The sequence below is a fragment of the Enterobacter cloacae complex sp. SYL001 genome, assembly GCF_049237025.1.
GTDB classification, from domain to species: domain Bacteria; phylum Pseudomonadota; class Gammaproteobacteria; order Enterobacterales; family Enterobacteriaceae; genus Enterobacter; species Enterobacter intestinihominis.
In genome coordinates this window covers 59,827-76,558 of sequence record NZ_JBMKJI010000020.1, presented here as the reverse complement: position 1 = coordinate 76,558, position 16,732 = coordinate 59,827, and the positions used below count along the sequence as shown (strand labels likewise).

Annotated in this window: 17 protein-coding genes and 1 pseudogene; 7 read left to right on the top strand and 11 right to left on the bottom strand. The window is 50.0% G+C overall.

The window, feature by feature from the left end; translation table 11 throughout:
- Positions 1-223: 223 nt before the first annotated feature.
- Complete coding sequence (locus tag ACOTZP_RS17195) at positions 224-616, bottom strand: hypothetical protein (protein ID WP_000341066.1); 393 nt, start codon at positions 614-616, stop codon at positions 224-226.
- A gap of 920 nt (positions 617-1,536) precedes the next feature.
- Here ACOTZP_RS17195 and ACOTZP_RS17190 point away from each other — a divergent pair.
- Positions 1,537-2,523: a hypothetical protein gene (locus tag ACOTZP_RS17190; RefSeq protein ID WP_000211823.1), complete on the top strand. Its 987-nt coding sequence runs from the start codon at positions 1,537-1,539 to the stop codon at positions 2,521-2,523.
- Complete coding sequence (locus ACOTZP_RS17185) at positions 2,520-4,559, top strand: ATP-dependent helicase (protein ID WP_000166877.1); 2,040 nt, start codon at positions 2,520-2,522, stop codon at positions 4,557-4,559. Before ACOTZP_RS17190 ends, ACOTZP_RS17185 begins: the two co-directional genes overlap by 4 nt.
- Before the next feature lie 2 nt (positions 4,560-4,561).
- On the opposite strand, the gene ACOTZP_RS17180 is transcribed toward ACOTZP_RS17185, so the two are convergent.
- Positions 4,562-4,816 (bottom strand): hypothetical protein, encoded by a 255-nt coding sequence (locus tag ACOTZP_RS17180; protein ID WP_000880375.1) that lies wholly within the window; start codon positions 4,814-4,816, stop codon positions 4,562-4,564.
- 140 nt (positions 4,817-4,956) lie between these two features.
- Positions 4,957-5,177 (bottom strand): annotated as a pseudogene (locus ACOTZP_RS17175) (type I restriction-modification system subunit M N-terminal domain-containing protein); the annotation flags it as partial.
- 625 nt (positions 5,178-5,802) lie between these two features.
- Between ACOTZP_RS17175 and ACOTZP_RS17170 the strand changes: the two are divergent.
- Positions 5,803-6,144, top strand: a complete 342-nt coding sequence (locus ACOTZP_RS17170) for a hypothetical protein (RefSeq protein WP_001151572.1) — start codon at positions 5,803-5,805, stop codon at positions 6,142-6,144.
- 91 nt (positions 6,145-6,235) lie between these two features.
- Positions 6,236-6,427 carry a DUF7706 family protein gene (locus ACOTZP_RS17165; RefSeq protein ID WP_000398479.1) on the top strand — a complete coding sequence of 64 codons (192 nt, stop codon included), beginning with the start codon at positions 6,236-6,238 and terminating at the stop codon, positions 6,425-6,427.
- A 240-nt stretch (positions 6,428-6,667) separates the two neighbouring features.
- Here the strand turns inward: ACOTZP_RS17165 and ACOTZP_RS17160 are convergent, their stop codons facing one another.
- From ACOTZP_RS17160 to ACOTZP_RS17125, 8 genes are all read right to left on the bottom strand, one after another.
- Positions 6,668-7,123: a hypothetical protein gene (locus ACOTZP_RS17160; protein ID WP_000374058.1), complete on the bottom strand. Its 456-nt coding sequence runs from the start codon at positions 7,121-7,123 to the stop codon at positions 6,668-6,670.
- A 90-nt stretch (positions 7,124-7,213) separates the two neighbouring features.
- Entirely contained in the window at positions 7,214-8,455 is a 1,242-nt protein-coding gene (locus ACOTZP_RS17155; protein ID WP_001053340.1) for a vWA domain-containing protein, read from the bottom strand.
- Between the two features lie 428 nt (positions 8,456-8,883).
- Positions 8,884-9,459 carry a TerD family protein gene (locus tag ACOTZP_RS17150; RefSeq protein ID WP_000301247.1) on the bottom strand — a complete coding sequence of 192 codons (576 nt, stop codon included), beginning with the start codon at positions 9,457-9,459 and terminating at the stop codon, positions 8,884-8,886.
- Between the two features lie 68 nt (positions 9,460-9,527).
- The gene (terD, locus tag ACOTZP_RS17145; protein ID WP_000116680.1) at positions 9,528-10,106 is read right to left on the bottom strand and encodes a tellurium resistance membrane protein TerD; all 579 of its coding nucleotides are present in this window, start codon (positions 10,104-10,106) and stop codon (positions 9,528-9,530) included.
- A gap of 48 nt (positions 10,107-10,154) precedes the next feature.
- Positions 10,155-11,195: a tellurium resistance membrane protein TerC gene (gene terC, locus ACOTZP_RS17140; RefSeq protein ID WP_000255079.1), complete on the bottom strand. Its 1,041-nt coding sequence runs from the start codon at positions 11,193-11,195 to the stop codon at positions 10,155-10,157.
- Between the two features lie 22 nt (positions 11,196-11,217).
- Complete coding sequence (locus ACOTZP_RS17135) at positions 11,218-11,673, bottom strand: tellurite resistance TerB family protein (protein ID WP_000007449.1); 456 nt, start codon at positions 11,671-11,673, stop codon at positions 11,218-11,220.
- Between the two features lie 22 nt (positions 11,674-11,695).
- Positions 11,696-12,853 (bottom strand): TerD family protein, encoded by a 1,158-nt coding sequence (locus tag ACOTZP_RS17130; RefSeq protein ID WP_044704557.1) that lies wholly within the window; start codon positions 12,851-12,853, stop codon positions 11,696-11,698.
- A complete protein-coding gene (locus tag ACOTZP_RS17125) occupies positions 12,853-13,434 on the bottom strand; it encodes a tellurium resistance-associated protein TerZ (protein WP_000254137.1) in 582 nt (193 codons plus the stop codon). Before ACOTZP_RS17125 ends, ACOTZP_RS17130 begins: the two co-directional genes overlap by 1 nt.
- Positions 13,435-13,754: 320 nt before the next feature.
- On the opposite strand from ACOTZP_RS17125, the gene ACOTZP_RS17120 reads away from it, so the two are divergent.
- From ACOTZP_RS17120 to ACOTZP_RS17110, 3 genes are read left to right on the top strand one after another with little or no spacing between them, the layout of a single operon-like run.
- A complete protein-coding gene (locus ACOTZP_RS17120) occupies positions 13,755-14,813 on the top strand; it encodes an ATP-grasp domain-containing protein (protein ID WP_012695441.1) in 1,059 nt (352 codons plus the stop codon).
- 9 nt (positions 14,814-14,822) lie between these two features.
- Positions 14,823-15,965, top strand: a complete 1,143-nt coding sequence (locus tag ACOTZP_RS17115) for a phosphoribosyltransferase domain-containing protein (protein ID WP_001280115.1) — start codon at positions 14,823-14,825, stop codon at positions 15,963-15,965.
- Positions 15,958-16,731 (top strand): hypothetical protein, encoded by a 774-nt coding sequence (locus tag ACOTZP_RS17110; RefSeq protein WP_001040058.1) that lies wholly within the window; start codon positions 15,958-15,960, stop codon positions 16,729-16,731. Before ACOTZP_RS17115 ends, ACOTZP_RS17110 begins: the two co-directional genes overlap by 8 nt.
- Position 16,732 lies beyond the last annotated feature (1 nt).

The window sequence follows — 16,732 nt, the reverse complement described above, 5'->3', positions numbered from 1 at the left end:
CCTGTCCACGCCGCCCGCGAACTTTGAGGAAATGGGGAGAAAATAAAAAGAAAACAAAAAGTTATCGGCTGAAGTACCGGCGCAGATCGGGAATCAGGCGAAGCCTGACAGCACGTTAGGGCCTGGCAGGGGGCTTGAGGGATGAGGACATGCAATTGTGATAACCTTCCCGCCACGGGGTCGGTTAAATTCGTATCCTGCCGGTGCAATTCCAACGGCCGCGTTACCAGTTCGCCGGGTAGCATGGCCAGCAAAGCCAGGCATCGAGCACCCGGGTTTCACTGACGGCCGCTGCATAGACGCCGGTATCCGGGAAGAAATAAACCGGGGTGGCGTTGTTCAGCTGGTCGCCTTCATCGGCCAGAGCGCCGATCACCTCATGAGGCTTAAGCAGCATATCCGTTAAATATTCATCCGGGTGGATGGCATTCAGCGATATGGCCATCTCCAGAAATTCATCCAGGGTATGGCGGGTACGATACCCCCGGAAAACCTCGTATGAAGGCGTGACGCATTCACCATCCAGGGAACAGGCATCGTAACCGGCCAGCTGCTCTTCGGTGAGTCCGGAGGCATGCTTTGCCACAAGATTCGTAAATTGCTCTTTATCGTCCATCACAATCCTTACGCTGTAGGGGCCTGTTTGTGTTATCACTGCTTCCGGTTTTTACTTCGCACAACCCGGCAGGTATCCGGTCGCCCGGGCGTCCTTTGCGGTCTTGTTCGCCCTTCGCCTGAATTACGTCAAATCCCTTTCACTACCCGGCCGCAGGGTGACACCTCCCCTTTTCTCCGGAAGCGAAAGAGGAAGAACAGTTTAACAGCCCGGATCCTCAATAATTTTCGCGTAACGGACTAAATAACCGGTTTATGCAGCTTCTGATAACCACAGACCGCGATAGAATAAAACGTCTGGTGAGGAACCGGAGTGTTATGTAAGCGGGGGGTTTAACTGGGTATCTGTGTAGTCCTATTTAGCCAGATATCCCGAATAAAAACCTCAACGATTAGGTAAACGAAATGGATGGATTCTGGTCGATGTTCTGTTTGTTTGTCGTGGTAGTTTCACTGCATAAAGCCCTTTCTGTAGCAGCAGCACGAGCAGACGCAGCAAAATTAAATATGCTTCTCAGAATGAGAAAGTTTAAAAAGTAGCTTTCAAGACATCTGAGAATTCTTTTAAATCCTCAGAGGAAGTTATATGTTTAGGCTATTTGCAAACTAAGGTTGGAATTCCATCATTCTAGCCTTAGATCTTTGATCAAGTGAAGTTGCTCACTTGGTTGGATTTTACCGTTTCCTGACGGCTTTTCAGAAGCGAGGGCTGGTTGGAATGCCTTCCAGCTAGAAGTCTTGCAGATGCTCTCCGGGCATTAACTCATTGTCGAATCTGCACCAGTATCACTAGGTTGTTGAGCGGGCGATTAGCTTTTTCACTGAGCCGCTGTACACTCGACTGCTTCAAGAAGCACTACTTACCATTTGCCTGCCGTAAGGTCTGTTCTTAGCTGGATTTTTTTGGGAGGATACGCAGTCATGACAACTCAATCCAGCTCAATACAATACGCTTACGCGCTAGACGGCGAGGGCACCCTCACGCACATTGGCGCTGCCCTGCGCTCACATACTTACACCTGCCCAGGTTGTAAGAGCCCCCTGACCCCGGTAATGGGCGAGTTCAACGCTAAGCACTTTCGCCATTCGGAAGAATGCTGTGCCCTTGAAACCTATCTTCACAAGTGCGGCAAAGAAGCATTCTTCTATCGCTACCAACAAGCTCTCAGCCGTGAAATGCCTATTAGCCTTGAGCTGGAGCGCCGGGTTGCCTGTAATGGTTCTCGTTTAGCCTTGGTTAGAGACGAAGCACGTCAGTGCGTAAAATCCGTGCCTGCACGCTACAACTTGACTCAATTTTTCGATCAGGCAGAGCTGGAAAAACACGATAAGGTCACAGGGCTGCGACCAGACGTGATGTTGTATGATACGACTGGCGAAAGGCGTTGCTACGTAGAGATTTGTGTCACACACCCCTGCTCTCAAGACAAGATCGAAGCCGGTATCCCGATTCTTGAGTTTAAGGTCCAATCTGCCTCTGATATTCAGATGTTGCTTACCGGGGCCTACTCGATCAAGGAGAAGATCCTGAGAGTATTCAACTGGCTTCCCCCGTTTCAATCTGTGGACACCTGTAGCGGCGTCTGCTCAGTAGGTAACGTGGATATGTCTGTCTGGAGTTTAAGTGGTTCCGGCCGACTCAACGAACAAACGATGCCGCTCGCTGAAGTGGATTTAACAATCAATTCTGACGTGAACACATGGCCTAGATCGTTAGGGGCCGCTGAGCTGGCTGATAACTTACGAGCTTTTATCCGTCACGCCGATCCTCATTCACTATTTCCCAACTGCATTATGTGCGAGCAAGCAGGCCGATGGGAGGATGGCTATCTGCAATGTCACAGTAAGGCAAAGATCGTTCCCTACACCGAGGCCCGTCAGTGCGCCAATTACAAGGTTAAGGCATGACCAAAAGACTGACTTGGGAGCAGAAAAGTATTGTCAGCCATGACACCGGACATGCGTTGGTAAAAGCCGTACCTGGTAGCGGGAAAACAACCACACTTGTAAAGCGCGTTGAGCGGCTGGTCAAGACGGGAACTGATCCTCGCTCCATTCTGATCCTGATGTACAACAAGTCGGCGCAGGTGAGCTTCACGGAGAACTTGAAGACGGCACTGATGTCGAGCGTGATTCCAGAAATCCGCACGTTCCACAGCTTGGCCTTAAAGATTGTTGGTTACGGAGAACGCCAACAGATAATCAAGAAGAAAGACCTCATTACTCCAAGCGACTACCGCTATGAGCAACTGGTAAAGCAAGCCTACCGCTATGGCTTTGACCATGAGGCGAATTATATTGACCCCAATGAAATTGAAAACTTCGAGCTGTTTATTGCTCGCTGCCGGGCGGCGGCCGTAACTCCTGTTGATGCTGCCAATGATCCAACGTTCAGCAACATCAAACGGGAGTTTATTCACGCCTATGGCCGCTATTGTGAGCTGCTGGAGGAAAACAGTCTGCGAACCTTTGATGACTGTTTGATTGAGGCTGTCGCACTGTTGCGTAATGACAGCAGCCTTGGTGCCCACTTCAAGCACATCATTGTTGATGAATATCAGGACGTTAACCTGATACAGCATGACATGACCCGCTTGCTATCTAAGTCGGATACGTCGGTTATGGCTGTTGGTGATGTTAACCAGTGTATTTATGAGTGGCGTGGTGCTCGACCAGACTTTATCGGCGGACTGTTTGAAAGGCACTACCCGAATACGAAGGTGTTTCAACTGTCATGCACGTTCAGATTTGGCCATGAGCTTTCCTTGATGGCTAACTCGGTAATTCGGCGCAACTCTACAAAGCTGACCAAGCTTTGTGTCAGTCATCCTAGCACCCCCAAAACAGAGGTCAGATTGCACTTTGATAACTGCCTATCCAAGGTGCTATCAAACCTCTCGGTGAGCAGTGGAACACAAGCCATATTGTCCCGCACTAAGGCGAACCTTGCTGAGGCGGAAATTGCTTTACGCCTGTGTGGGCTACCTTATCGCTACCTCAATGGTTCAAGCGCATTACACACCCGCACCGAAATCGGGATACTGGTAGTTGGCGTCTTGCTGTCTGTGTACGGCGATCTGCGGCTACTGGAAAACCATCCCAACAAACAAGCGATTGTTTACGGCTTTCTGAAGGAGGCTGGTTTTAGATGGCAGAAAGGGCAATTCAAAGCGGCGCTCAGTGGATTGATGGCTCCGCACGCCGACCTATGGTCTGCTCTAGGTCAGTTATTCGAGGGCGCACAATACCAAAAAGATCGGCTGGGCAGGCTCGCCACTATCTGCCAGAAAGACGGAGAGGAAACGCCTGCTATCGATGTGTTACGACGCCTGAGTATGGAGGGTTTCATTGATAGTGTTGGCTCTGAGGGTGTAACTCGCACTGGATCGAACGACCAGCAACGAGGGGTCGTGAGGATCGGGGAGCTACTTGACTCCAGTAAGATCGATTCCCGCACGTTTTTAAACCTTATCTTGAATCCAGGCGAGGCTGCTACTGACTGCGATCCCTTCATCCTTTCCACACTGCATGGTTCCAAGGGGCTGGAGTGGGATAACGTAATACTGATCGGGCTGAATGAGCAGGAATTTCCTGGCGGCAAACCCGATGATGTTTACAGCGTTCGCACATCGATGAACACCCCTCCGGCCGAAGAGGAAATCGAGGAGGAACGTCGGCTGTTTTATGTCGGTATCACTCGCACAAAACAGCAGCTAAATCTGGTGGTCCCTCTTGATGAAGGGCTTGCGCGGTGGCTCAAAAACCGCTGGGATAGCACCCCGAAGAAGTCACCGATAGCTACTCGCTTCGTCTATGAGGCTGGCTGGACTGCTTGTGCGGTTACCAGTGATGCGATCTATAACAGCACGGTAGAGAAACAGAAGGCTGACTTCAGCAAGTTTCACCAATGGTATCTAAGAGATCTTCAGCGGCTAAAAGTCTAGGGCTACCGATACTTTTCGATTTCAGACAGGTGCTCGTTATCCAGATCAATTGTGGCTTTTCTTTCAGAAGCGAGCTTCTTCGCTCGCTTTGCATACTGAAGCCCCTTGGCTGGCTGCTCTCCGCGTAGGATCTGTTCAGCCTGCTTGCTCGTGCTGTGCCCCAGAAAGCGTTCGTACTGCTCGTCAGATACCTCAGTGCCGATCAGTCGTTCGATCCAGCCGCTTTTCGGCGGGTAACTTACGCCCAGCGCAAGCAACTGCCTTTTCTGTACCCACTATTTCCGGCGCGGCCGGCTTCAATCAAGGCTTTGGTTAGAACTACAGCCATTTGGGGACTCTCATACACAAACCTGAACCATGCGGGTCTGATTGGCGGTCAAGATAGCAGCGCATCGAAATCAACACTGAACTCTGCTTCTAAGAACTCAATCGTGGCTGGTTGGCTATCGAGCGATGCTTCCCGTGTAGACTCCAGTGCGCACTCCAATCGACGCAGCAGAGTAAACGGCAAAATGATCTTGCCGAAGTCGGTATGCTTGAAATCCCCCCCCACAGGTCTTCCGCGTTCTTCCAAATGAAATCAGCTTGCGAAGCAGCCGAACCTACGAACTCTGCCATCTTGGCCTCCAACCAACTTTTGCACGAAACGGCACATCTTCCAAAAGAGGGTTGTCAACCAAGTTTTGCACAAAACGGACTTTGATCCATTTCTAACTAAAATCTACAATCCAACCTCAGATTGCAAATAGCCTATGTTTATTACAGATGGTATGGTTCGTGTTTTTGTTTATTCGATGGCAACTGTACTCTTTCTGCCGCTTGGCTTGTTGAAAAGCACGTGGTGGTTTTCACCATTGTTTGCGATAGCTGCTATTGATTACTTAATGTTTCTGCGTCGACAAGGCTAGTTGCTGAACCTCATACCTCAGAGCAATCTGTATGTTTTTTACACCACTGGTTAAAAGGTCAGGCTACGTTCCTGACGTTTTTTAAAAAACAGTTTTATGTTTGATGCGTTACTGGTCTGTCTGGTAACCCAGTGGTACATTACCATTATTAAGGCTGGCTGGCGGTGGTGCATCATGCTTAAACGACCCTCTCTGAGCGTACTTTCCGACAGTCCTGTGCACCGCACCACTTACCCGGCAGGCCTATGTCTTGGTTATTCTTCGTTGTACCTTTTTCTTCAGCTTTATCCCTGACATGTCTGTCTGAACAGTTCTAAGCAAACCGGAATGTTGTCATGGCCAAAGTACAAGGGCTCTTTGTTGGATACCGAAAATTCGCTGTTGATCGTGACTGGCTTCGTCAGCAGGAAGAACAACGTTATCGGGATCGCCAGCGACAATTTGATGAATGGTCCAGGAAATGGGTCACTGTAACCAGGCTCAAAGAGACTCGTTTATGGACTGACGGAGCCATCAGGCGATGGTTGGGTGAACCTCAGCAGCAGGGTAAATATAAAGTTTTCCCCGTTGAAGCGGTTTTGGCTGCTGAGAAGTTGAATGAGTTTCGGCTCTGGCTTAAACCCCGACTGGAAAAGAAACGTGCCCAGCACCACCACTTTTTAATTCCATTTCTGTAAAGTAGAAACAACGGCAGTTCCGGCCGCATTCAAGGCTTCGGCATCTGGTCAGAAATAAAGCGCCATTTTTCAGTATAAGGGAGGTTAGATAGTGGAAGGTATTGAGACACTGAGTTTGCAGCTTGATGAGAATGAAACTATGGCCCTTGCTCAATTAGTTAAACGTCTGAGCTGGAGCGATCTTCGTGGCTGTGCTGTGAGTGACGAAGAAGCCTGGGTAATGAAAAGCGCAATTGAAAAATTACAACAGGCGTTAAGGGAAGAAGGTTATGCGCCTCGATGAGGCTGGCTTCGTTCTTTATTCCGATAACAAATTTGCTTAAGGACTAACTATGAGCCAGCACTGGTATGAGGTGAAAAGCAATCAGGGAATTGTTCAGGTGATTGTTGGGAGAAGATATTAATGTAATGCGTTTCTGCATTACATCAAGCAGATTAGCTTTTTCTGGTCAAAATAGACGATGTGATTTTTCTTTAGCCGAAGTCCATCCGCTCCCCACGCAACCGGTAAAGGTTCGCAGGTTTAATAAAGATAGGTTTCGTATCTCCCTAAGGGTGGGATAGGTAAACTCATAATGGCATCTGTGTTTACTATGTAAGTATTCGGGTAAAATTCATCTAATACAGTAAAGTTTAGTTTCTTACAAAAGCTTAATAAATATGGGTTTTTCACGTCTTCTATTACAACATCGCACCAGGGATTCGATTCACAGCAAAGCTTCAGAAAAGACTTAAACCATCCCTTGTTTTGTATTTCTTCCGGAAGCCGTACCACATGTATGGTCAGACAATCTCCATGATAACGATTAGTACTTTGTCTAAGCCCTACAACAATCCCCTTTTCTTGAATCTGTACACCTGCCTGATGCTCTTTCATGTCGGGCGTATAGTGCCTTGCTCTGTTTAACCAGGCCACCAGCTGCTGAGCCGTACTTGGTGATTCTTCAGCTATCCATTTCAGGTACTTGATGCGGTCCATATGCGCCTCCCTGTACGATTTCCAATGAACAAAGGCTCTACAGTATTAAGCTGCTGTAGAGCTCATTCAACCAAGCTCAAACTGTGCGTATTAAAGGATGCCTAACCTTTTTGTTTCATCGATCCACGGTCTGAATTCTTCCAGTAGATTATCATATAACTTTTCATCGCTAATCGAACCGAAATCATCCATGGCAAAGAAGTGGGTGTTATCAACCCGGCGGTCAGTAAAGTCATCCAGATTTTTGAGGATACCGTAGCTTGAACCACCCAGGCCGACAAACTTCCAGAAGATGGGGTAGTTGGCAGAACGCCGGATTGCATCTTTAATCGCCCGGGTCTTGCTGATCCCGCCATCGGTAATAAATACAACATACACCGGGATTTTCGAGTCCTTAAAGTAGTCGACTATTTCTTCCATCACAGGAGGCTCGTTGTTTGTCCCTCCGAGGCCCGGCAGGTTCTCCCAGGCTGAACGCTTTCCAGCCCCGCGAATGGACTGAATATATGTGTCCAGGTTGTCCAGTGTGACGTTTGGATACTTCTTATGCTTCTCTCCAAATCCCCAGACATCCATTTCACCGTCGTCGTCGAACTGGGCGGCAAGAACGGCGATGCGGTCCAGCACAGACTGAACGTTACCCTTACTGAACTGGCCACTCATTGAGCCGGATGCGTCAAGTACAAATGCAACCGCTGCCTCAAGGGTGTCCAGTTTATTTTTAGTAAGACTGACCGAGGCTTTTTTAGCGAGGCTTACAAGGCGCGGAGATCTGGTTTCCAGTTTCTTTTCCAGACTGATACGAGCAGGCTTTGCTGGCTGCGGAGCTGGCTGTGCGACATCAACGCCATAGCTAATGGCCAGAGGCTCAAGACCACCGTTGAAACCCTGCCCGAGCGCACGAAGCTTCCAGGCGCCATTGTGCCGATATACTTCACCCAGGATAATTGCTTTCTCACTGCGGCCCTGAGTCTCAGCCTGGAACTCAGCGATTCCTTGAGCCTGCATGCTCAACGAACTGAGCCCACTGATGGTATCTTCACCATCAATGACAACTGTGATTGCAATTTTACTGATGTTCGCAGGAACACGATCCAGTGCTATCTCAATGCTGGACTGCTGAGAACCGGTAACGAGCTTTACTGCCCCTTCAGGAGAAGACAGATTATTGTAAAAGATAAAGTCAGAATCGCCGCTGACCTTTCCCTGAGCATTAAGCAGGAACAGGCAGGTATCGGGTTCGCCTTTAAAGCCGGATTTGGTAGGGTACTGAAGATTCAGCCTGATCGCAGATTGCTGAAGTGGTATGTTTTGTCCGGATTGTAGATTCACATTAACTCTCCTGATTTTTGATTATTTTAAAGCGCAGCGTTTATATAGGTTCCCCTGGCTTAGTTCAGGACGCTGGATTTCTGGTGAGGCGTATATATGGTGTGACACCATATTTCATCACGTTGAAGTTTCTATACCTGTTGAATTGGAATTTCCATTGGTCGGGTATTTTATCTTCCAGAACCCGTGCCTTCATAAGTCGCAAACGTAACATATATCAGAGGGGCATGCTGTTGATATAAGGCACGGAATACAGGCTTTAACCAGCAACCAGAGAAAAATCCGTTTCCTGCCTTTAAAAGGCTCACGTCAGAATTAACATCTCTCTGCTTTCTGAGATTCCCGAACCCTTTCTGCCCCCCCCCTCCTGATAGCGGATCGCAACCAAAAAAAACCCCGGCATTGCCGGGGTATGATTCAGCGTTATTTTAGATGTTAACGCCGTGCTGGGAGGCAAGAGCCGCCAGGCCACCGGCAAAGCCCTGACCGACAGCTTTAAACTTCCACTCAGCGCCATGACGATACAGTTCACCGAAGACCATAGCGGTTTCGGTTGAGGCATCTTCAGACAGATCGAAACGGGCAATTTCCGTGCCGTTGTCGTTGTTGTAAACGCGCATGAAGCTGTTGCTCACCATGCCGAAGTTTTGTTTACGCGCTTCTGCATCATAGATGGTAACGGCAAACACCAGTTTTTTGATATCTGCTGAGACTTTGGTCAGATCGATTTTGACCTGCTCATCGTCGCCGTCGCCTTCACCGGTACGGTTGTCGCCCTGGTGCTCTACCGCGCCATCAGGGCTGGTTTTGTTATTGAAGAAAATGAAATGCGCATCTGACAACACTTTACCGTCTTCGCCTACTGCGAACACGGAAGCGTCCAGGTCAAAACCCTGACCATCGGTTACACGGGCATCCCAGCCTAGGCCAACCATAGCAACATTCATGGTTGGTGCTTCTTTGGTCAGAGATACATTGCCGCCTTTTACGAGAGAAACTGCCATTTTTAGCTCCTGCAAACAGTTGAATGAGGGCTGCATTAACAGCCCCGGGTAGAAAAGTTACTTTTTGATCAGGACGCGTTAATGCCGTACTGAGCACATACAGATGCCAGACCACCAGCATAACCCTGACCTACTGCGCGGAATTTCCACTCACCATTGTGGCGATACAGCTCGCCGAACAGCATGGCAGTCTCAGTGGACGCATCTTCGGTCAGATCGTAGCGAGCAACTTCAGTCTGGTTATCGTCATTAACCAGACGAATAAACGCACCGGATACCTGACCAAAGCTCTGGCGACGAGCCTGAGCATCGTGGATGGTCACAACGAAGATGATCTTGTCAACTTCAGACGGGACGGCGTCCAGTTTAATTTTCAGCGATTCATCATCACCATCGCCCTCACCGGTGCGGTTATCGCCGGTGTGCGTTACGGAACCGTCGGATGACGTCAGGTTGTTATAGAAGATGAAATCTGAATCGCCGCGCACTTTGCCGTTTGAGGCCAGCAGGAATGCTGAAGCATCCAGGTCAAAGTCCTGACCGTCTGTTGAACGCGCATCCCAGCCAAGGCCCACCAGGACGTTTTTCATTGACGGAGCTGCTTTACTTAGGGAGACGTTCCCGCCTTTGGAAAGAGAAACACTCATAAAATAACCTCTTCGATTAGTAATTGTTCAGGTTAACACTTAAGGGGATTAACTCCCCTTTTCCTCAGATTCAGGTTTGCCCGGGAACATGACGCTTGCGAGAATGCCCAGCGCCAGTACACCCAGTACAACATACAGGCTGGTTGTTGCCGCGATGCTGTAACCATGATGCCAGATGTGATCGGTCGCATTCAGGCCGAGTTTTGCCGCGATGAAGAACAGCAGCACGATAACGGCCTTCTCCAGATGAACCAGGTACTGTTTCAGTGCCTCAAGGACAAAGTACAGAGTACGCAGGCCCAGGATAGCAAACATCATGGCACTATAGACGATAAGCGGTTCACGACTGACGGCAATGATTGCCGGTACCGAGTCAAACGCGAACATTACGTCCGAGAGTTCAACCACAGCCACACACAGGAACAGCGGGGTCGCATACAGCGCCGCTTTTTTACCACGGCCAATGGTGACATCGCTGTTTTCTGGTTTCGCCAGTTCAGCATCCACTTCCTTCTGGTTAAGCAGGAAGGCATGCCCTCTGAGCTTCGGCCAGATAGGGAAGAAGCGTTTAACCATGCGGTAAGCCAGATGCTGGGAGTAATCCTCAATTTCATCATCGTCATCACCGCTTTTAAGCATCATGACCGCTGTCCAGGCAACGATAATAGCGAAGACAACTTCAACATACGGCCCCAGACTCAGCAGGCTCGTACCGATGGCGACAAAGATGCCCCTGAAGACAATGGCACCAATGATCCCCCAGTAGAGAACACGGTGGCGATAACGATCCGGAACGGCGAACCAGGAGAAGATGGCCATCATGACGAACAGGTTATCGACCGACAGCACTTTCTCCAGCGCATAACCCGTGACAAACAGACTGGCAACCTCAGCACCGTGGTGGATATAGAGGAAACCGGCAAATGCCATCGCAACCACAACCCAGAATACGGACCAGAGCGCCGCACTCTTCAGCGAAATAGGCTTGTCATCACGGTGCATAAACAGGTCAATAAAGATGGCACCGACTGAAAGCGCAATAAAAACAATGACCGTTTCAGTCGGGAAGCCGATGTGTGTGGAAACCATATTTTACCCTTAGGGATGTGGATCAGAGGCCAAATTCAGCCGGGTCGAAGCCCAACGCGATAGCGATCTCGCGGGAGGCCAGTTTCTCGTCCTGATCGAAGTTACCGTCACTTTTCGCAACGGCAATACCAACACGTAAGGCCAGCTGAGCGGCCTCAGGCTGATCTTTCAGCGCCAGGATGTATTTCATGGTTTCGCCCTTGCCGATTTCAACATCGAAATCGAAGCTTGAAACCAGTTTATTGAAGAACTCAATCACCTCATTGGTATCGAAGACCTTCAGCTCTTCTGAAGAGCGCAGAAAGCCCATCATTTTCTGCTTTTCTTCCGAACTTACGCCGTCACTCGATACGGCAATACGGGCACATACAGCAACGGTGCCCTGCATGAATTTTTTGTTTTTGAAACGGCCAACCTGGCGGGTCAGTTCGTCACGGCCTGAGTTAATGGCACCTTTAACTTTGTCGAAAAAGCTCATACCTGTTTCCTTTGTTGCTGTGTTATTTAGAACCGGCGCTCCAGCGAAATCCCCAGCCAAATGCCCGGTCCATTTCGTCCTGGCCTTTGAAGTACTGGTTAATTCGCTCGACTTTAATTGCGCCGTTTTCGTTTACGAGTCTGGCAATGGCGCACAATGTGCGACGGTTTTCACCTTCGGTCAGGCGGGTCTCAATGGGCGGTTGATCCGGCACATGAATGGTGACCACACCATCAGTCTTGTCCCAGCTGGGAACACCTTCATAAATAAAGGCGTAAATCAGCACTTCGCGGATATGCTTCCATTCACGTCCATTGATATGCAGCCACTCGCCGTCTGATACATCACCCGTCCGGTCATCGCCCTTGAGCTGAACATACGGTTCATCGCGATAATCACCGAATGCATTACCGAGCGCCTGAATGACCGATTTATACCCGTCCTGAAGCTCAACAAAGGCCCCCAGATCCAGGTCGATTCCTTTGGAGCCGAACATGCCTGCAAAGCCTGATTTGCCGCTGCCCCGGTGCCAGTTCAGGTTGATCCGGATTTCACCGAAGTTATCCCGTTTGGTCAGGCTGATTGCAGGCTTCTCTTTTGTCAGCGATACCTTGCTCAGGCTGATTTTTGTCTCAACTGGCGGAGGGGTTACAACCGGAGGAGTCGGGGCTGCGGGAGCCGGTTCGTCGGCAATATTTACGCCGAAATGCTCTGCCAGCGGTTTAAGTCCACCGTTGAACCCCTGCGCAACGAAGCGGAATTTCCAGTCATTATTACGACGGTAAAATTCACCCAGAATTAAGGCTGCTTCCTGACGGCCGCTCAGTTCGACACTGCCGCTAACCAGGCCGGTAGCCCCTTGCTCCACGTCGATGGAAAGATTACGAAGACCGGACGCCGTCTGCCCACCGTCACAGGTCACGGTGAACGCAATTTTCTGGACATCAGGTTTCAGCCGGTTGAGCGCGACAGTAAAGGTTGAGTACTGGCCTTCACTGACCAGGCTGACGGTACCATCATCGTTACGTGGCTGACCATAAAACACCATGTCCGCATCACCCTGCACCTTCCCGTCGGCATACAGGCGAAACGCCGAAGCATCCACCTGGCCGCCCGAGGTGATCCGGACCCGCAACTCCTGGGCTGGAACGGGGGCATTGCCCCCCGGCGTCAGGTTCATTAGCGAATAACCGCTGAAACGATATCGGAGTGCATATCGTCAATTGTGCGGCCGCGACAGGCATGGCCAAGGGCGGTAAAGTCCCAGTTGCCGTTATTACGGCGCAGCGAAGAAATAACGATCCCGGTATGTGAGCCCTGCTCAGTCAGCTTGTAGCGAGCCAGCTCTTTGCCGGTTTGATCGACAACGCGGCAGAACGCGTTTTCGACGTCATTGAACGACTGACCACGGAAGCTGTTTACCGTAAACGCCAGGTATTCAACGTTTGCAGGCAGTCGGGAGAGGTTGACATTAATCACCTCATCGTCACCGTCACCTTCACCGGTCAGGTTATCGCCACTGTGCACAACAGCGCCGCAGGTGGATTCCAGTTTGCGGAACCAGATGGTGTCAATTGTTTTACCGGTGCTGTCCATTAATACGCAGCCAGCATCGAGATCGATTGAGTCGTTGCCTCCAAACAATCCTCCAAGAAGACCTTTTTTCTTAACCGGATCCCAACCGAGACCGAAATGAAGCTGGCTTAATGCAGATGATTCTTTGCTGAGTGATACCGTCTGGTTCTTAACTAATGAAACCATGTTTTATTCCTTAAAATGGTAATGACCGAGACAATCAAAGGTATATTTAGTAACTGACGAAGAAAATCATATCATGATGAAGTTCTCTGACAAGGGAAATTTTGGTAGTTTTCTGTAAAAACACAAAAAGAAATCCTTTTCAGGGTGTTAATTTTCTAAGTTTAATTTAAATATCAATGTGTTATCAGGAATCCAAAAAACCTGACGCACTCCATAACCACAGGAGTTATTAATCATATTATGATTGACATGTAGCTTAGACACTCATAGACTCACTTCTCAATCATAAATTTGCATGGCGTTCCGGATAATTAAAAAAAATGAACAAGAAAATTTGGTTTATGGAAGGTTTATCCTCCCAGCGAGATATTATTCAGGGGGTAAAATCATTTGCAAAAAAAAATAATTTTGCCATTACCGTTTTTGCCTCCCACCGTAACGAAAGAAATGAAATCCTTTCCGTTGCCGACTATTCTTTGACTGAACCTGAAGATCCTCAAAAACGTCTTCAGTTTATCCAGGAAACCATTCAGTCCTACGGCATCCACCATATTCATACTGGCCGTAACAGCCAGTGGTTTGAAGAACACCGTTCAGCCATTGAATCGACCGGTGCCACCCTTACTACCGGTGCAACGGGCGTCGACTGGTTAACTCTGGCTGACGAAAAAGTTACTTTTGCTCAGTTTATGGAGCAAAAGGGTCTCCCGGTCGTACCATCCTGGCGGGTGAATACGCTGGCAGAATTAAAAACACACCTCGCGGCCCCGCCGTTCACTGACAGCCCGGTATGCGTGAAGCCGGTGACGGGTATCTATGGCATGGGATTCTGGCGCTTTGATGACAGTGCTTCGCCTATGGCCGTCTTTAATCATCCCGAACATCGTCTGGTCAGTCCGCAACAGTATATTGCAGCAGCATCAGCTGCTGAGTCGTTTAAACCCCTTGTTTTGATGCCGTACCTGCCAGGCCCGGAATTTTCCGTCGATATCCTCGCGGATAAGGGCGAAATACTCGCAGCCGTGGGACGCCGTAAGGAAGGGGTTATCCAGTATCTGGTAAACGAAGGAAGCGCCTGGGAACTGGCGTGTGACTGCGCCAGGGTTATGAAGGCCGACGGGCTGGTGAATGTTCAGACGCGAAACGATGTGAATGGCAACCCGGTGCTGCTTGAAACCAACATGCGTCCGTCAGGGGGGGTGGGTTATACCCTTCACAGCGGGGTGAACCTTCCTGGGTTATTTGCTGCCTTTAAGCTCGGTCTGATGTCTGAAGATATGGTGCGCCAGAGCGCTAAAAACACCTTTTCTCCGGTTGCGGTGAGATCCATTACGGATGTAATTGCATACCCGGAATCACTCTCTAACCTTCTGAATTAAGGCGTATTTATGTCTGATATCCTCGAAGATATGATTTATCGCCGTACCCTCTCATGCGGTACGATTCAGGTAACCCGCGACCAGGGTGAAGTTTCGCTCGATGACCTGTTTGACATCGCTGAAAGACGTAACCCGAAACGCGCCTTTCTGTTTGTCAGCAAAGTACTCGGCAGGCACATTCCCGTGCCACCCTCAGTCATGCGGCAGGCCTACAGACAGCTTGCCAGCCAGTTCCCCTCGACACTGACAGGACCCGTACTGTTTATCGGTATGGCTGAAACCGCCGTTGGGCTTGGGGCCGGTGTATTTGATGAAGTGCGCCACCAGCATCCTGAATCTGTCTATCTGACCTCTACCCGTCACCCGGTTGATGGCACGTTGCTTTGCGAGTTCAAGGAAGAACACAGCCACGCCACCGATCATCTGATCTATCTGCCAGATGATGAAGAGAAAAGACGTCGTGTTACCAACGCACGAACGCTGGTTTTGATTGATGACGAGGCAACCACCGGTAATACCTTTATTAACCTGCTTTCAGCCCTGCGTAATACCGGCAAGCTTCAACATATTGAACAGGTTATAGCCGTTACGCTTACCGACTGGAGTGGCAAAGCCTTGTCCGAGCGCAGCACCTTACCAGTCACTTCGGTTTCTCTTGTAAGCGGTAAGTGGGGATGGACCCCATTACCTGATGCACCTGTCCCGGACATGCCGAAAGTCAACGTAACTTCACGAGGAGAATGGGACATCCAGGGAAAACAGTCCTGGGGCCGACTGGGGATGCTCGCACCTGCGGCCGATCTCGGCCATGAGGTCTCCGTCCACAAGGGGGAACGTATTCTGGTTCTCGGGACCGGGGAATTCGTCTGGGAGCCGTTCCTGCTTGCTGAACGGCTCGAAGCTGCCGGAGCACAGGCATTTTATGGATCGACCACCCGCTCCCCTATCGCCGTTGGTTATGCCATTGAGTCCGCCATTTCCTTTACGGATAACTACGGGCTGGGCATCCCCAATTTTGTCTATAACGTCGCCCACCAGCAGTTTGACCGCATTCTTGTGTGTACTGAGACACCCGCAGAAAGTATTGACACGCAGCTTCTTAAAGCGCTGGCTGAGGTTGCGGCCGTCGTGGAGATTGTTACCTATGAATAAACCCGTTGTTCTGAGCGACCTTGACGACACGCTCTTTCAGACCCGTCGTAAAATGGTGGACGAGCTGGCCCTGGAGCCATTCCGTACCGGTGCCGTTGATCGCACCCTGAATCCACGAAGCTTTATGACGGAAGAACAGTCCATGTTGGTGGACTGGCTCCTGGAGCAGGCTGAACTCATACCCGTTACCGCACGGGGAACTGAAGAAATCAGCCGCGTACGGATCCCTTTCCACTCCTGGGCAATCACCACTCACGGGGCCGTCATTCTCACGCCAGAAGGCAAACCCGACGAGGAGTGGAAGGCCCATATGCTCGGCCAGCTGGCTCCCTATCAGGAAAAGCTGACATCGATGCAGCGTCTGATCACTGAAATGATGGACGCAAAAGGGATCAATGCCTGGGCAAGGCTGAACTTCGAATACGGTGAAACGGCGGTTTATATGGTGATGAAGCACCGCGACAGCACCCGCCTTGACGAGCTCAATGCCATTGCAGATGAGATAGAAACGGTGTTTCCGACCGAGGGCTTCTACATCCACCGCAACAGTAATAACGTGGCCTGGCTTCCCACCGCGGTTGAGAAAGGGCTGGCAGTCAGATGGCTTCTTGAAAAACTTCGGGCTGAACGCGGAGTCTTCCCCGTAATTGGTCTGGGCGACAGCCTGAGCGATCATCGTTTTATGAAACTGTGCAGCTGGTTTGGCATCCCGCGTCAGAGTCAGTTTGCAGATGCCATTTCACAGCGAATTTTTGGAGAAAATTAAA

Bases quoted from the DNA above. Each gene is read 5' to 3' on its own strand.
- terD (WP_000116680.1), bottom strand. From the start codon at position 10,106: ATGAGTGTTTCTCTTTCCAAAGGCGGGAACGTCTCCCTAAGTAAAGCA.
- ACOTZP_RS17110 (WP_001040058.1), top strand. From the start codon at position 15,958: ATGAATAAACCCGTTGTTCTGAGCGACCTTGACGACACGCTCTTTCAG.
- ACOTZP_RS17115 (WP_001280115.1), top strand. From the start codon at position 14,823: ATGTCTGATATCCTCGAAGATATGATTTATCGCCGTACCCTCTCATGC.
- ACOTZP_RS17185 (WP_000166877.1), top strand. From the start codon at position 2,520: ATGACCAAAAGACTGACTTGGGAGCAGAAAAGTATTGTCAGCCATGAC.
- terC (WP_000255079.1), bottom strand. From the start codon at position 11,195: ATGGTTTCCACACACATCGGCTTCCCGACTGAAACGGTCATTGTTTTT.
- ACOTZP_RS17170 (WP_001151572.1), top strand. From the start codon at position 5,803: ATGGCCAAAGTACAAGGGCTCTTTGTTGGATACCGAAAATTCGCTGTT.
- ACOTZP_RS17120 (WP_012695441.1), top strand. From the start codon at position 13,755: ATGAACAAGAAAATTTGGTTTATGGAAGGTTTATCCTCCCAGCGAGAT.
- ACOTZP_RS17135 (WP_000007449.1), bottom strand. From the start codon at position 11,673: ATGAGCTTTTTCGACAAAGTTAAAGGTGCCATTAACTCAGGCCGTGAC.
- ACOTZP_RS17195 (WP_000341066.1), bottom strand. From the start codon at position 616: ATGGACGATAAAGAGCAATTTACGAATCTTGTGGCAAAGCATGCCTCC.
- ACOTZP_RS17150 (WP_000301247.1), bottom strand. From the start codon at position 9,459: ATGGCAGTTTCTCTCGTAAAAGGCGGCAATGTATCTCTGACCAAAGAA.
- ACOTZP_RS17130 (WP_044704557.1), bottom strand. From the start codon at position 12,853: ATGAACCTGACGCCGGGGGGCAATGCCCCCGTTCCAGCCCAGGAGTTG.
- ACOTZP_RS17160 (WP_000374058.1), bottom strand. From the start codon at position 7,123: ATGGACCGCATCAAGTACCTGAAATGGATAGCTGAAGAATCACCAAGT.
- ACOTZP_RS17190 (WP_000211823.1), top strand. From the start codon at position 1,537: ATGACAACTCAATCCAGCTCAATACAATACGCTTACGCGCTAGACGGC.
- ACOTZP_RS17125 (WP_000254137.1), bottom strand. From the start codon at position 13,434: ATGGTTTCATTAGTTAAGAACCAGACGGTATCACTCAGCAAAGAATCA.